This is a genomic window from Pseudomonas sp. Ps21-P2 (genome assembly GCF_039672565.1).
Classification (GTDB): domain Bacteria; phylum Pseudomonadota; class Gammaproteobacteria; order Pseudomonadales; family Pseudomonadaceae; genus Aquipseudomonas.
In genome coordinates, this window is record NZ_JBDFPL010000001.1 from 94,954 (window position 1) to 108,987 (window position 14,034).

Here is a 14,034-nt window from a genome sequence, read left to right on the forward strand (position 1 = left end):
ACCCAAGTCGCGCTTTGCGGTGTTTGAACTGGCGTGGGAGAAGATCAAAGGCAGTTGCACTGTAGGACTGGCTTTAGCCGGGAAGCTCTTGATCTGTTTTGATCTGTTTTTGATTTTCGTACACAAAAAGCCCAAACACCGCCAATCGCGACTTGGGTGCAGGCTGAACGGAGGTCTCGTGGAGTGGGCCGAGCCGCATGGATGCGGCGAGAGCTGCCCCCCGCCATGGATGGCGGATGGCAGCGGGCCCACGGAGCGAGACCGGAGTGAAGGAACCCTGAGGAACGAAGGGCCCAACCGAGAGCAAGCACCCTTGGTTACTTGGGGTGCTTTTCCAAGTAACTCGCCGAAGGCGAAACGTCTGCCGTTAGGCGGACCCTCTTGATCCTGAAAGCCAAGTAAAAGCTAACGATTTGCCACGCCTCACAAGGGCTGCTAAAACTCAAGCGTCTGGCGCTGTTTCATACAAGGAATTTGCCAATGTCAGTTACCTCCGAACGCTCCAAAGATGGCCAAGAGCTGACCATCACCATCAAAGGACGCTTCGACTTCTCGAAGCACCAGGACTTTCGTGGCGCCTACGAAAAAGAACACGAGGCCAAACGCTATACGGTTGACCTGAAAGACACGACCTACCTCGACAGTTCAGCGCTCGGTATGCTCCTCCTGCTGCGCGACCATGCCGGCGGCGAAAGAGCCGAAGTCCAGTTGGTCAACTGCACCGCCGACGTCCACAAAATCCTCACCATCTCCAGCTTCTCCAAACTCTTCAAAATCGCCTGATGATCTCGCCTGCCTCCGATCGCCTGACGGTCCTCATCGCTGATGACAACGTCAGCGACCGGATGCTCCTGTCCGCCATCGTCAGCCGCCAGGGCCATGACGTCCTGACCGCCAGCGACGGCGCCGAAGCGGTCGGGCTGTTCGAGCGTCGGCGGCCGCAACTGGTGCTGATGGACGCCATGATGCCGGTCATGGACGGCTTCGAAGCGGCGCGCCAGATCAAGACACTCGCGGGTGACGCGCTCGTCCCGATCATCTTCCTGACGTCCCTGACCGAAGGCGAAGACCTTGCCCGTTGCCTCGACGCCGGCGGCGACGACTTCATTGCCAAGCCCTACAACCAAGTGGTGCTGGCCGCCAAGATCAACGCCATGAACCGCCTTCGCGTGCTGCAGGAAACCGTCCTGCACCAGCGCGACCTGATCACCCGCCACCATAAATACCTGCTCAACGAACAGCGCGTGGCCAAGGCGGTGTTCGACCAGATCGCCCACTCCGGGTGCCTGAGTTCACGCAACATCCGTTACCTGCAATCGCCCTACGCGCTGTTCAACGGCGACCTGCTTTTGGCTGCGTGGTCGCCGTCCGGCAACATGCACCTGCTGCTGGGGGATTTCACCGGCCATGGTTTGCCGGCGGCGGTGGGCGCGATGCCGCTGGCCGAGGTGTTCTACGGCATGACCGCCAAGGGGTACGGCTTGTCCGAAACCCTGCGGGAGATGAACGCCAAGCTCAAACGCATCCTGCCCGTCGACATGTTCTGCTGCGCCGCGTTGCTGTCCCTGAACTTCAAGCAGCAACTGGTCGAGGTCTGGAACGGCGGCCTGCCGGATGGTTACCTGCTGCATGGCGACGACCGGCCGCACACGCCGCTGATTTCGTCCAACGTGCCCCTCGGTGTCTTGAGCGCCGGCAGCTTTGACGACAACACCCAGGTGTATCCCTTCGGGCCGGGGGACCGGGTGTTTCTGCTGTCCGACGGCGTGGTCGACAGCACCGGCCAGGACGGCGAACTGTTCGGCGCCCGGCGTCTGCAGAATGTGCTGGTGAGCAATCGCAACCCGGCGCTGCTGATCGAAGAAGTGCAGTGGGCCCTGGCGCGCTTTCGCGGCCAGGCGCGGGACGATGTGAGCATGGTCGAAGTGGCCTTCACCGAGCCTGACCTGCTCGGCCCGCCCTCGGTCATCTATACCGACAGCGGCGATTCCAGCCCGCTGGATTGGTCCGCGTCGTTCGAGTACCGCGCGGCAACGCTCAAGCGCTTCAACCCGCTGCCGTATCTGTTGCAACTGCTGCAGGAGGTACATGGCTTGCGCATGCAGAGCAGCGAGCTGTATATCGTGCTGTCGGAGCTGTACAGCAACGCGCTGGAGCATGGCGTGCTCGGGCTCGACTCGGCGCTGAAGCGCGACGCCGCAGGTTTTGGGCTTTACTACCAGCAACGCGCCGAACGCCTCGATCGTCTGGTGGACGGTTTTATCCGCATCGATTTTCAGATCGTCCCGGACGGCGAGGGCGGTCGCCTGACGGTGCGGGTGCAGGACAGCGGTGCGGGTTTCGATTCCGATCGCGTGCTGGCGCTGCCGCCTGCGGTCACCCAATTGTCCGGGCGCGGCCTTGCGCTGGTCCGGCAGCTCAGCGACCGCTGTCGGTGGTCCGATGATGGCCGTACGGCCAGCGTGGAATTTGCCTGGGAGGGTCTGGCATAATCCCCGCGTCTTGATCAAGGAGTGAACAAGTGTCGAATAATCCTGTGGACTTCCACGTGCTCAGCACGCTGCGTGACGTGATGGAAGCTGAATACCCGGCGCTGCTGCAGGTGTTCATTTCCGATTCCATCAATCGGGTCAACGACATGACTCTGTTGTTGCGTGACCCTTCCTTCACTGCCTCCTCCAGCGCCTCGCTGCAACGCCTCGGCCTGATGGCCCACAGCTTCAAAGGCAGCACCGGCAACATGGGCGCCACGCATTTGTCAGAACTGTGCCTGCAACTCGAAGAGCAGGGGCGCGGCATGGTGACAGCGGATGACGCCCGGATAAGGCGGCTGGTGTCCGAGATCAAAGAGGAATTCTGCGCCGTCAGGAAAGTTTTCGAAGACGAACTGCAACTCTGCCACGCCAGTCACTGAGCCGGGTGTTCCCCTCCGGCTTTCTGCCTCGGACTCACGTTTAATCCAGCCTCTCTCGCTACCTGGCCCGCCATTTGCTTTGTCTCTCTGTAATTGTGCTCTTGCGGAGATTCACATGGCGCTCGCCACCAACCCATTACTGACGGCTTTGACAGCGGCCAAAGCCCAGAAAGCCGGGAATAATGCCCCGACCAAGGCGCCGGAACCCGTCAAGCACAGCAGTTCCAGCTTTTCTGACGTATTCGCCAGGCAGGCACCGGTCAAGTCTCACGGTGCGGATAATCCGGCGCCCAAGCCGGCAAGCGCCAAGAGTTCGGCAGCCGACGACAAGCCTGCCGCCAGCCATACGTCTGCCGCCGCCGACAAGACCGTTGCCGATAACGGCAATGGCTTGCCTGCCAAGCCGGTGAACGGCAAGGCCGACGATGAGGCCGGCGCGGGCAAAGGCGATGCTCACGACAAGGATGACGGGACTGACGATGGGAAAGACCCGACCCTCGCGGATGCGCCGTCGGTAGACCCTGTGCCGGACCCGACACTGGCCGTCACGCCGCCGGTTCAAGAGCCCGTGGCCGTCGCGCCTCCCGTTCAGCCAGTGGTAGATCCGGCGCTTCTCGCCGGCACGCTGCCCGTGATGCCGCCGCCTGCGGTGCAGGCGCCGACCGCTGCAACCGACGCAACCGACGCTGCCGGCGACGATTTCGATCCGTACGCCGATCCGCTGGAAGGCTTGACCGCTGTGCAGGTCGCCCTGGAAAACAAGGCCCAGCAGACGGCGCAGAACAACGGTGTGCAGGGCGACGGCAAAGGTGGGGGCAAGCAAGACCCGAACGCCGATCCTTCGCAACTGCTGGCCACCAACCTGGCGGCGCTGGGCGACCAGCCTGTGGACAAGAGCACCACCGAAGGCGGCGGCGACAAAGCCTTCAGCGGCTTGCTGGCTGACGGCCTGAAAGACGTGAAGGCCGCCACCAGCGATACGCGAGTGGACAACTTCGCCGATCGACTGGCGGCCTTGTCCCAGGCCGCGCAAGTGAAAAACACGTCGACGTCGGCTCCTGCCACGCCATTGCTCAATCAGCCATTGGCGATGAATCAGGGGGGATGGACTGAAGGCGTGGTCAACCGTGTGATGTACCTGTCGAGCCAGAACCTCAAACAGGCGGACATCCAGCTGGAGCCCGCTGAACTGGGCCGTCTGGACATCCGCGTCAATATGGCGGCGGACCAGCAGACCCAGGTCACCTTCATGAGCGCCCATGTCGGCGTGCGTGATGCGCTGGAAAGCCAGATGTCTCGCCTGCGCGATTCCTTCGTTCAGCAGGGCATGGGCCAGGTCAACGTCAACGTCTCTGACCAGTCTCAAGGGTGGCAGCAACAGGCTCAGCAGCAGTCTGGTGGCGATGGTCAGCGCAACGGCGGCGGCAGCCGCGTCAACGGTGCCAGTGGCAGCGACCTCATCGCCGACGGTGCTCCGGTGGACGCCGCCTCGGCGGCTGCCAGCGCACCGCTGACCGTGGTGGGTTCCAGCGCGGTGGACTATTACGCCTGAAAACGCCTTGCCAACGCTTGGGCGTTGTCAGTTGCGGCAAGGGGTTAGCGGCAAGCGGCAAGTAAAAGCAGGATCAAGGGCGGTAGTGCGTGGGAGACCCCGGTTTCTCGGGCTCTGCCGCCTTTTGCTTTAGCTTGCCGCTTACCTCTTGCAGCTTGAAGCTGCCCATGTGGCACAACCCTTGCTCTTCTTCTGTCACGCAACACCGAACCCCTTGGATAGTGACGGATTATTGGCATGGCGAAGAGTGACGACGCAGCAGTGGCGGACCCTGCAAAAAAGGGCAAGTTGAAAGTCATCATCCTCATTGTGGTGGGGCTGCTGCTGGCCATTGGTGTGTCGGTAGGCGCGACCTGGTTCATCATGCACAAGGCCGAAAGCAAGCCGGACGCCGCCGCCATTGCGGAAGCGGCGAATGCCAAAAAAGAGGCGATCTTCGAACCGCTGACGCCGCCTTTCGTCGTCAACTACAACGTCAACGGCCGTCAGCGCTACATGCAGGTCAGCATCACCTTGCTGGCCCGCGACCACGCCGACCTTGAAGCGTTGAAAGCGCACATGCCGGTCATCCGTAATAACCTGGTGATGATGTTCTCCGGCCAGCCATTCGATACCATCGCAACGCCGGTGGGCATGGAAATGCTGCGCCAGAAGGCGGCAGCCGTGGTCCAGGAAGTGGGCCAGAAAGAGCTGAGCAAGAGCGTGATCGAACAGGTACTTTTCACTAACTACGTACTGCAGTAGGACCACGACATGGCCGTGCAAGACCTGCTGTCCCAGGATGAGATCGACGCGCTGCTGCATGGCGTCGACGACGGTCTGGTACAGACCGATAGTGTTGCCGAGCCTGGCAGCGTAAAGAGTTATGACCTGACCAGTCAGGATCGCATCGTCCGCGGACGCATGCCGACCCTGGAAATGATCAACGAGCGTTTCGCCCGTTACACCCGCATCAGCATGTTCAACTTGCTGCGCCGCTCGGCCGACGTGGCCGTGGGTGGCGTGCAGGTGATGAAGTTTGGCGAATACGTGCACTCGCTGTACGTGCCGACCAGTCTGAACCTGGTCAAGATCAAACCCCTGCGCGGCACCGCGCTGTTCATCCTCGACGCCAAGCTGGTGTTCAAGCTGGTGGACAACTTTTTTGGCGGCGACGGTCGCCACGCCAAGATCGAAGGCCGTGAATTCACCCCGACCGAGCTGCGCGTGGTGCGCATCGTGCTGGATCAGGCGTTCATTGATTTGAAGGAAGCCTGGCAGGCGATCATGGAAGTCAACTTCGAGTACATCAACTCGGAAGTGAACCCGGCCATGGCCAACATCGTCGGTCCGAGCGAAGCGATCGTGGTGTCCACCTTCCATATCGAACTGGACGGCGGTGGCGGCGATCTTCACGTGACCATGCCGTATTCGATGATCGAGCCGGTCCGCGAAATGCTCGACGCCGGTTTCCAGTCGGACGTCGACGATCAGGACGAACGCTGGGTCAACGCCCTCAAGCAGGACGTGCTCGACGTGTCGGTGCCGTTGCGCGTCGCGGTCGCTACGCGTCAGCTCAAGCTGCGCGACATCCTGCACATGCAGCCGGGCGACGTGATCCCGGTCGATCTCCCGGAACACCTGGTCATGCGCGCCAACGGCGTGCCGTCCTTCAAGGTCAAACTGGGTTCGCACAAGGGCAACCTGGCCCTGCAAGTCGTCGAACCCATAGAACGCCGCTGACGCTCCGTCGCCGGCAAAACGAATGTGCTGCGTAAACGAATCAATGTTCCCCGAGGACAACCATGGCTAATGACAACGATATGACTTCCGCAGACGACCAGGCTCTGGCCGACGAGTGGGCTGCTGCACTGGGTGAATCCGGGGACGGGCAAGCGGACATCGACGCGCTGCTGGCGGCCGACGCCGGCAACAACGCCAATCGCATGACGATGGAAGAATTTGGCGGCGTGGCGAAAAGCAACGGCGCAGTTTCGCTGGACGGCCCGAACCTGGACGTGATTCTGGATATTCCGGTGTCGATTTCCATGGAAGTGGGCAGCACCGACATCAACATCCGCAACCTGCTGCAGCTCAACCAGGGCTCGGTGATCGAGCTGGACCGTCTGGCCGGCGAGCCGCTGGACGTGCTGGTCAACGGCACCCTGATCGCCCACGGCGAAGTGGTGGTGGTGAACGAAAAGTTCGGCATCCGTCTGACCGACGTGATCAGCCCGAGCGAACGTATCAAGAAGCTGCGTTAAGTGCGCGGCGTGATCAGAACCCTGTCGAGCCTGCCGCTGTTGGCGTTGTCCTGGGCGGTGATGGCGGCCGATCCGGCGACGCCTGCCGCGCCTGCTGCAACGATGGCGACGACGGCTGCGACGGCTGCGACGGCTGCGACGGCAACGCCTGCGGTCGCCGCGCCCGTCGCCGGTTCGGTGAACGGCGGGATGGCCGGTCAGTTGCTGCAACTGGTGCTGGGGCTGCTGCTGGTGATCGGGCTGATCTTCGTGCTGGCCTGGCTGATGCGCCGGGTGCAGCGCGCAGGGCCGGCCGGCAATCAGGTGATCAAGCTGGTGGGCTCTCGCGCATTGGGGACGCGTGATCGGCTGGTGCTGGTGCAGGTCGGCAACGAACAGGTGTTGCTGGGCGTCTCGCCCGGCAGCATCACTGCGCTGCACGTGATGAATGAGCCGGTCGAGGTCCCTGACGCGCAAAACGCGCAGCCGGAGTTCGCCAGGCGTTTGCTTGAAGCGCTGGGCAACAAGGGCGCGGCGGGGCAACGCACAGGCATGAATATTTTCGGTACCGCCGGCAAGAAAGCAGGCACGCCAGGCACGACGGGCAAGCCAGATACTTCGGATCAGAAGGACATGAACTGATGCGCATTGTTTTGACGCTGCTGCTGTTGCTTGCAGCGCCACTGGCGTTCGGCGCCGATCCGTTGTCGATCCCGGCCATCACGCTGGGCACCGGCGCCAACGGCCAGCAGGAATATTCGGTCAGCCTGCAGATCCTGCTGATCATGACCGCGCTGAGCTTCATCCCGGCGTTCGTCATGCTGATGACCAGTTTCACGCGGATCATCATCGTCTTCTCGATCCTGCGTCAGGCCTTGGGCCTGCAACAGACGCCGTCCAACCAGATCCTCACCGGCATGGCGCTGTTCCTGACCATGTTCATCATGGCGCCGGTGTTCGACCGGGTGAACAACGATGCGCTGCAGCCGTACCTGGCGGAAAAACTCACCGCCCAGGACGCCGTGGCCAAGGCCGAAGTGCCGATCAAGGACTTCATGCTGGCGCAGACCCGCTCCAGCGATCTCGAGCTGTTCATGCGTTTGTCCAAGCGCACCGACATTCCGACCCCGGATGCGGCGCCGCTGACGATTCTGGTGCCGGCGTTCGTGACCTCCGAACTGAAAACGGCGTTCCAGATCGGCTTCATGATTTTCATCCCCTTCCTGATCATCGATCTGGTGGTGGCGAGCATCCTGATGGCCATGGGCATGATGATGCTGTCGCCGTTGATCATTTCCCTGCCGTTCAAAATCATGCTGTTCGTGCTGGTGGATGGCTGGGCGCTGATCATCGGCACCCTGGCCGGCAGTTTTGGTGGTGTATGAACCTGTTTGACGTGGAGTGCGCAGCATGACCCCGGAAGTAGCCGTCGACCTGTTTCGCGAAGCGCTGTGGCTGACCACGACCATGGTCGCCATTCTGGTGGTGCCGAGCCTGATCGTCGGCCTGATCGTCTCGATGTTCCAGGCCGCCACGCAGATCAACGAACAGACCCTGAGCTTCCTGCCGCGCCTTCTGGTCATGCTGGTCACCCTGATCGTGGTCGGCCCGTGGATGGTGCGCACCTTCATGGAATACATCACCAATCTGTACACCAGCATTCCCCAAGTGATCGGCTGACCCCTCGATGGAACCTGTGCTGGCGTTGACCGACACCCAGATCAGCACATGGGTGGCGGCGTTCATGCTGCCGCTGTTTCGCATCGGCGCGTTGCTGATGACCATGCCGATGATCGGGACCGCGCTGGTGCCCAAACGGGTGCGGCTTTATCTGGCGCTGGCGATCACCGTCGTGGTTGCGCCAAGCCTGCCACCGATGCCCGCCGTGAATGCTCTCGACCTCAGCGGGCTGCTGCTGATCGCGCAACAGATCATCATTGGCGCCGGGCTTGGCCTGTCGCTGCAGCTGTTTTTCCAGGCCTTCGTGATCGCCGGGCAGATCATCGGGATCCAGATGGGCATGGGCTTTGCGTCCATGGTCGACCCGGTCAACGGCGTATCGATCGCCACGGTCGGACAGTTCTTCACCATGCTGGTGACGCTGCTGTTCCTGGCCATGAACGCCCACCTGGTTGTGTTCGAAATCATCATCGAAAGCTTCACCACCTTGCCGGTGGGGCAGGGCCTCAGCACTGCCGACATCTGGTTGTTGGTGATGCGTCTGGGCTGGGTGCTCGCCGCGGCGCTGGTGCTGGTGTTGCCGGCCGTCGCTGCGCTGCTGGTGGTGAACATTGCCATGGGCGTGATGACCCGCGCGGCGCCGCAGCTGAATATCTTCTCGATCGGTTTTCCGCTGACGCTGGTGCTGGGCATGGTGATTCTGTGGATCACCCTCGGCGACATTCTCAATCAATACCAACCGCTGGCGGTCGACGCCCTGCAGTTGCTCAGAGACCTGGTCAAGGCGCGCTGACATGGCCGAAAGCGAGAGTGGTCAGGACAAGACAGAAGACCCCACGGACAAACGCAAACGCGACGCCCGGGAGAAGGGCGAGATCGCCCGCTCCAAGGAGCTCAATACGGTCGTGGTGATGATCGTGGGCGCTGCGGGGCTGCTGGCGTTTGGCGGCTCCATGGCGGAAATGATGATGCAGTTAATGCGCGACAATTTCACCATCACCCGCGAGGCGATTCTCGACGAGCGCAGCATGGCGATCATGCTGATGGCCTCGGGCAAGGCGGCGTTGCTGTCGGTGCAGCCGATCCTGCTGGCGTTGACCGTGGCGGCGTTCGTCGGCCCCATTTCCCTCGGCGGCTGGCTGTTTGCCGCAGGCTCACTGGCGCCCAAGTTCAGCCGCATGAACCCGGCCGCCGGGATCAAGCGGATGTTCTCGCCCAAGGCGCTGATCGAGCTGCTGAAGTCGCTGGCGAAGTTTTTGATTGTGCTGGCGGTGGCGCTGGTGGTGCTGATGAAGGACAAGGGCGACCTCGTTTCCATCGCCCATGAGCCGCTGGAAATGGCGGTGGTGCACAGTTTGCAGTTGGTCGGCTGGAGCACGCTGTGGATGGCGCTGGGCCTTTTGATCATCGCGGCGATCGATGTGCCGGTGCAGTTGTGGGAGTCGCACAAGAAGTTGCTGATGACCAAGCAGGAGGTGCGCGATGAGCACAAGGACAGTGAGGGTCGGCCGGAGGTCAAGCAGCGGATTCGTCAGTTGCAGCGGGAGATGTCGCAGCGGCGGATGATGGCGGCGATTCCGGAGGCGGATGTGATCATCACGAACCCGACGCATTATGCGGTGGCGTTGAAGTATGACGCTGAGCGGGGCGGGGCGCCGATTCTGTTGGCCAAGGGCAGTGATTTCATGGCGCTGAAGATTCGGGAGATTGCGGCGCAGCATGAGATTTTGTTGTTGCAGTCGCCGGCGTTGGCGCGGTCGATTTATTACAGCACTGAGTTGGATCAGGAGATTCCGGCGGGGTTGTATCTGGCGGTGGCGCAGGTGTTGGCGTATGTGTATCAGATTCGGCAGTATCGGGCGGGGCGTGGCAAGCGGCCTGATCCGCTGAGGGATAATCTGCCGATTCCGCCGGATTTGAGGCGTGATTCGTAAGTCTTTTTCAAGATCTTTAAGATCAACAGCGTCTGCCTGGGGGCAGACTGTTTCGCCTTCGGCGAGTTACTTGGAAAAGCACCCCAAGTAACCAAGGGTGCTTGCTCCTGGTTGGGCTCCTCCTTCGTCGGAGTACCTTCACTCCGGTTTCGCTCCGTGGGCCCGCGCCGAACGGGCATCCATGCCCTGACGGCGCTCTCGCCGCATCCATGCGGCTCGGCCCACTCCGCGAAACCTCCGTTCAGCCTGCACCCAAGTCGCGTTTTGTGGTGTCTGGACTTGCTTCGTAGGAAAGATCAAAAGCAAAGCAAGGCAGATCAAGAGCAGATCAGTCGCTAAGGACTTGTGGGAGTGAGCTTGCTCACGAAGGGGTTGGTACATCCACCGAATTTCTGGTGTTTGAAATGCAGCATTCGCGAGCAAGCTCGCTCCCACAGGGAGGGAGACTGTCAGCAAAAATGTCGGCGCCTGAGCTGGCCTCTTCCCGGCTAAAGCCGGTCCCACTAAAGGCACCGCGTACACACTGTGTGACCGGCTTTAGCCGGGAAGCCTTTGATCTTGATCTTCGTACACAAAAAGTCCAGACACCGCCAATCGCGACTTGGGTGCAGGCTGAACGCAGGTCTCGCGGAGTGGGCCGAGCCGCATGGATGCGGCGAGAGCGCCGTCAGGGCATGGATGCCCGTTCGGCGCGGGCCCACGGAGCGAGACCGGAGTGAAGGAACCCGACGAAGTCGGGCCCAACCAGGAGCAGGCACCCTTGGTTACTTGGGGTGCTTTTCCAAGTAACTCGCCGAAGGCGAAACGGTCTGCCCCCAGGCAGACGCTCTTGATCTTCGTACGGAGGGCCGACGTCAGCTTGATGACAGCGCAAACCGAAAGCGTCTAGAGTGACCTCAGTCCCTTTCTAGGCCTCGCCACTTGACCATTCGATCGAATGCAGCGCCACTGTCTGACGCTCAGTCCAGCGCCGAAGCGTTGAATGTCCTGTTGCTGGCCTGCGCCACAGGCAATCGGTTGGCGTTCGAAGCGATGTATCACGCCACCTCGTCCAGGCTGTTCGGTATTTGCCTGCACTATTCCGGCAATCGGGCCGAGGCGGAAGAGGTCCTGCAGGAGGTGTACATCATGGCGTGGCTGAAGGCCTCTCGATTCGATCCGCAACTGGCCAGCGCCATCACCTGGCTCTCGACCATGGCCCGCCACAAGGCGATTGACCGGCGCAGGGCTCATCGCCGTCACGATCCCCTCGAAACCATCCCCGAATTTCCCACCCAGGACGACCCCATCCCGGACGCCCTCGAGCGCGAGCAGCAGGGCAGTCAGCTGGACCGCTGCCTTGAAACCCTCGAAGAAGCGCAGCAACGCTATATCCGCGTGGCGTTCTTCGAGGGTTGTTCCTACGCCGAACTGGCCGAGCGCCACGGTATTGCGCTGGGGACGATGAAAAGCTGGATTCGTCGCGGGCTGCTTCGACTGCGCTTGTGCCTCGGCCTATGAACGATCATCCCGTGCCCCCCGACGAGACCCCGGACCTGCTGATCGCCGAGTACGTGCTGGGCGTGCTCAGCCGCGAAGAGCGTGAGCGGGTGGAGGCGATGATTGTGCTGGAGCCTCGCCATCAACGCGCGCTGGCGCAATGGCAGGAGCAGTTCGCCGAGTGGCTCGGTCAATTGCCCGCGTCCAGTCCTCCCGCGGGCACCTGGGGCAGGATTGAGCAGCGGTTGTTTGCGGGTGCCAGCCATTCGCCGTCACGGGTGTCAGGCTGGTGGAACAGCCTAGGGCTCTGGCGCTGGACAACGGCGGCGCTGGCTGCCGGGTTGCTGGCGTCGGTGCTGACGCTTCAGCAACCTGTTCCTCGACCGACGTCGGGGCCGGCCTTGTTGGCGCGTCTCGAACAGAGCGACGGCACGACGCTGTTTGCCGCGACGATCAATCCGGGCAGTCGAAGCGTGCTGTTCGTCAACACGGGCCGCGCCGACTGGCCGGGTAAAAGTGCCGAGGCGTGGGTAATCGCTGCCGATGGCAAGCCTCGGTCGCTGGGCCTGCTGCCGGCCAATGCCCCCGCAACATTGAGCGTAGCGCCGCCACTGGCTGACCTGCTCGCCAGCGGCGCAGTGCTCGCGGTCACTCTTGAGCCGTTGAACGGGTCACCGAGCGGGCTGCCGACCGGACCGGTCGTCGCCCAGGGAAAAATATCCTCACTCTGATGCATCCGTTCCGGCGCCCGCTTCGTATATCCCCCACCTTCATCCGAAGGACCTAAGAATCCGGGAGAACTACCATGTTGACCCTCGCCAAACGCATCGCCGCTGTCTCGTTCGCTGCCCTTTGTCTTGCTGCATCCCCCGGCTTTGCCGCCGATACCGTCATGGTCGGTGGCGCCGCCATGTATCCGACCAAGACCATCGTCGAAAACGCCGTCAACTCCAAGGACCACACGACCCTGGTGGCGGCGGTCAAGGCGGCAGGTCTGGTGGACACGCTCAACAGCAAAGGCCCGTTCACTGTCTTCGCCCCCACCAATGAAGCCTTCGCCAAACTGCCGGCCGGCACCGTCGACACGCTGGTCAAGCCGGAGAACAAGGCTGACCTGACCAGAATTCTGACGTACCACGTTGTCGCGGGCACCCACACCGCCAAACAATTGATGGCGGACGCCAAAATGAACGGCGGCAAGGTGATGCTGAAAACCGTACAGGGCGAATCCCTCACCGTGATGCCCCATGACGGCAAGCTCTGGGTGATGGACGCCAAAGGTGGCAAAAGCGCGGTCAGCATCGCTGATGTGATGCAGTCGAACGGCGTCATCCACGTGGTCGATTCGGTGCTGATGCCGTAAGCGCTGACCTGATCGTTGCAGCACCCGGCGGACGCTCATTCCGTCCGCCGGGTCCATGGCCTGGCCTTTCTGCGGGCGCCATGTCGATCGACTCAATGCCCTTCTGCTCATCCTCCGCGTATCCCCTCCACTCGCCGCACAGATTTATTTTCAAATCCCTGCATCCAGTTCCCTTTCCCCCGGGTAGTACAAGTAGTAGCGATGGCTGCTGACCTGTTTATCCAATGGAGAGATGGCATGAACGCTAAAAAATTACTGGGCACGTTCGGTGTTTCATTGGCTGCCACTTGCCTGCTGGCAACGGCGCCGGCGGCTTTCGCGCAGATGGCGTTGCCTGACGCGGTCAAGGTTCCGGACGGTCACAAGATCGCCATGGAGACGGTAGGCGTGGGCGAGATCACCTACGAATGCCGCGACAAGCCCAACGCCGCCGGCCAGACCGAATGGACATTCGTCGGCCCGAAAGCGGTATTGAATGATCGCAGCGGCAAGCAGGTCGGCACGTACTTCGGGCCACCGGCGACGTGGCAGGCCGCTGACGGTTCGAAGATCACCGGTACGCAGCTCGCTGTGGCACCCGCCGGGACGGGCGACATTCCGTATCAGCTGGTGAAAGCCAACCCTGCGGAAGGCAAGGGCGCGATGAGCAACGTCAGTTACATCCAGCGGGTGGCGACCAAAGGCGGTGTCGCGCCGAAGATGGAGTGCTCGACGGCGACCAAGGGCAAGCAGGAAATCGTGAAATATCAGGCGGACTATATTTTCTGGGCCACCAAGTAGACCCACGTCCCACGTCAGGCAGCGTCGCCGACGTACAAAGTCATCTACGCTGCACCGACGCAACCCCGGCCTTTGGGTCGGGGTATTTCTTTTCGTTGGCGGTTGAACAT

15 protein-coding genes and 1 pseudogene are annotated in these 14,034 nt (G+C 61.7%); all 16 read left to right on the plus strand.

Going from position 1 to position 14,034, the window contains the following annotated elements:
• Positions 1-480: 480 nt before the first annotated feature.
• Positions 481-783 (plus strand): STAS domain-containing protein, encoded by a 303-nt coding sequence (locus ABEH28_RS00395; RefSeq protein ID WP_192174143.1) that lies wholly within the window; start codon positions 481-483, stop codon positions 781-783.
• Positions 783-2,492 carry a fused response regulator/phosphatase gene (locus tag ABEH28_RS00400; RefSeq protein WP_192174144.1) on the plus strand — a complete coding sequence of 570 codons (1,710 nt, stop codon included), beginning with the start codon at positions 783-785 and terminating at the stop codon, positions 2,490-2,492. The genes ABEH28_RS00395 and ABEH28_RS00400 overlap by 1 nt, the downstream gene beginning before the upstream one ends.
• Before the next feature lie 29 nt (positions 2,493-2,521).
• Positions 2,522-2,914, plus strand: a complete 393-nt coding sequence (locus ABEH28_RS00405; protein ID WP_346626655.1) for an Hpt domain-containing protein — start codon at positions 2,522-2,524, stop codon at positions 2,912-2,914.
• A gap of 115 nt (positions 2,915-3,029) precedes the next feature.
• The gene (locus tag ABEH28_RS00410) at positions 3,030-4,466 is read left to right on the plus strand and encodes a flagellar hook-length control protein FliK (RefSeq protein WP_346628755.1); all 1,437 of its coding nucleotides are present in this window, start codon (positions 3,030-3,032) and stop codon (positions 4,464-4,466) included.
• A 237-nt stretch (positions 4,467-4,703) separates the two neighbouring features.
• Positions 4,704-5,210, plus strand: coding sequence for a flagellar basal body-associated protein FliL (fliL, locus tag ABEH28_RS00415; RefSeq protein ID WP_192174147.1), 507 nt, complete (start codon positions 4,704-4,706; stop codon positions 5,208-5,210).
• A 9-nt stretch (positions 5,211-5,219) separates the two neighbouring features.
• Entirely contained in the window at positions 5,220-6,188 is a 969-nt protein-coding gene (fliM, locus tag ABEH28_RS00420; RefSeq protein WP_133775890.1) for a flagellar motor switch protein FliM, read from the plus strand.
• 62 nt (positions 6,189-6,250) lie between these two features.
• On the plus strand, positions 6,251-6,709 hold the full coding sequence (gene fliN, locus ABEH28_RS00425) for a flagellar motor switch protein FliN (RefSeq protein ID WP_192174148.1): 459 nt from the start codon (positions 6,251-6,253) through the stop codon (positions 6,707-6,709).
• Between the two features lie 60 nt (positions 6,710-6,769).
• Positions 6,770-7,210: pseudogene (fliO, locus tag ABEH28_RS00430) on the plus strand (flagellar biosynthetic protein FliO); the annotation flags it as partial.
• 119 nt (positions 7,211-7,329) lie between these two features.
• Positions 7,330-8,073 carry a flagellar type III secretion system pore protein FliP gene (gene fliP, locus ABEH28_RS00435; protein WP_192174149.1) on the plus strand — a complete coding sequence of 248 codons (744 nt, stop codon included), beginning with the start codon at positions 7,330-7,332 and terminating at the stop codon, positions 8,071-8,073.
• Positions 8,074-8,098: 25 nt separating this feature from the next.
• Positions 8,099-8,368 carry a flagellar biosynthesis protein FliQ gene (gene fliQ, locus ABEH28_RS00440; RefSeq protein ID WP_065987304.1) on the plus strand — a complete coding sequence of 90 codons (270 nt, stop codon included), beginning with the start codon at positions 8,099-8,101 and terminating at the stop codon, positions 8,366-8,368.
• A gap of 7 nt (positions 8,369-8,375) precedes the next feature.
• Positions 8,376-9,161: a flagellar biosynthetic protein FliR gene (gene fliR, locus ABEH28_RS00445; protein WP_282373601.1), complete on the plus strand. Its 786-nt coding sequence runs from the start codon at positions 8,376-8,378 to the stop codon at positions 9,159-9,161.
• 1 nt (position 9,162) lies between these two features.
• A complete protein-coding gene (gene flhB, locus ABEH28_RS00450) occupies positions 9,163-10,302 on the plus strand; it encodes a flagellar biosynthesis protein FlhB (RefSeq protein ID WP_192174150.1) in 1,140 nt (379 codons plus the stop codon).
• 921 nt (positions 10,303-11,223) lie between these two features.
• Entirely contained in the window at positions 11,224-11,802 is a 579-nt protein-coding gene (locus ABEH28_RS00455) for a sigma-70 family RNA polymerase sigma factor (RefSeq protein WP_346628756.1), read from the plus strand.
• An 11-nt stretch (positions 11,803-11,813) separates the two neighbouring features.
• Complete coding sequence (locus ABEH28_RS00460; protein ID WP_346628757.1) at positions 11,814-12,512, plus strand: anti-sigma factor; 699 nt, start codon at positions 11,814-11,816, stop codon at positions 12,510-12,512.
• A 74-nt stretch (positions 12,513-12,586) separates the two neighbouring features.
• Positions 12,587-13,144 (plus strand): fasciclin domain-containing protein, encoded by a 558-nt coding sequence (locus ABEH28_RS00465; RefSeq protein WP_346628758.1) that lies wholly within the window; start codon positions 12,587-12,589, stop codon positions 13,142-13,144.
• Between the two features lie 237 nt (positions 13,145-13,381).
• The gene (locus ABEH28_RS00470; protein ID WP_346628759.1) at positions 13,382-13,924 is read left to right on the plus strand and encodes a DUF3455 domain-containing protein; all 543 of its coding nucleotides are present in this window, start codon (positions 13,382-13,384) and stop codon (positions 13,922-13,924) included.
• Positions 13,925-14,034: the final 110 nt, after the last annotated feature.

Coding starts and splice junctions, on each gene's coding strand:
- ABEH28_RS00395 (WP_192174143.1), top strand. CDS start 481: ATGTCAGTTACCTCCGAACGCTCCAAAGATGGCCAAGAGCTGACCATC.
- ABEH28_RS00400 (WP_192174144.1), top strand. CDS start 783: ATGATCTCGCCTGCCTCCGATCGCCTGACGGTCCTCATCGCTGATGAC.
- ABEH28_RS00410 (WP_346628755.1), top strand. CDS start 3,030: ATGGCGCTCGCCACCAACCCATTACTGACGGCTTTGACAGCGGCCAAA.
- fliL (WP_192174147.1), top strand. CDS start 4,704: ATGGCGAAGAGTGACGACGCAGCAGTGGCGGACCCTGCAAAAAAGGGC.
- fliM (WP_133775890.1), top strand. CDS start 5,220: ATGGCCGTGCAAGACCTGCTGTCCCAGGATGAGATCGACGCGCTGCTG.
- fliN (WP_192174148.1), top strand. CDS start 6,251: ATGGCTAATGACAACGATATGACTTCCGCAGACGACCAGGCTCTGGCC.
- fliP (WP_192174149.1), top strand. CDS start 7,330: ATGCGCATTGTTTTGACGCTGCTGCTGTTGCTTGCAGCGCCACTGGCG.
- fliQ (WP_065987304.1), top strand. CDS start 8,099: ATGACCCCGGAAGTAGCCGTCGACCTGTTTCGCGAAGCGCTGTGGCTG.
- fliR (WP_282373601.1), top strand. CDS start 8,376: ATGGAACCTGTGCTGGCGTTGACCGACACCCAGATCAGCACATGGGTG.
- flhB (WP_192174150.1), top strand. CDS start 9,163: ATGGCCGAAAGCGAGAGTGGTCAGGACAAGACAGAAGACCCCACGGAC.
- ABEH28_RS00465 (WP_346628758.1), top strand. CDS start 12,587: ATGTTGACCCTCGCCAAACGCATCGCCGCTGTCTCGTTCGCTGCCCTT.
- ABEH28_RS00470 (WP_346628759.1), top strand. CDS start 13,382: ATGAACGCTAAAAAATTACTGGGCACGTTCGGTGTTTCATTGGCTGCC.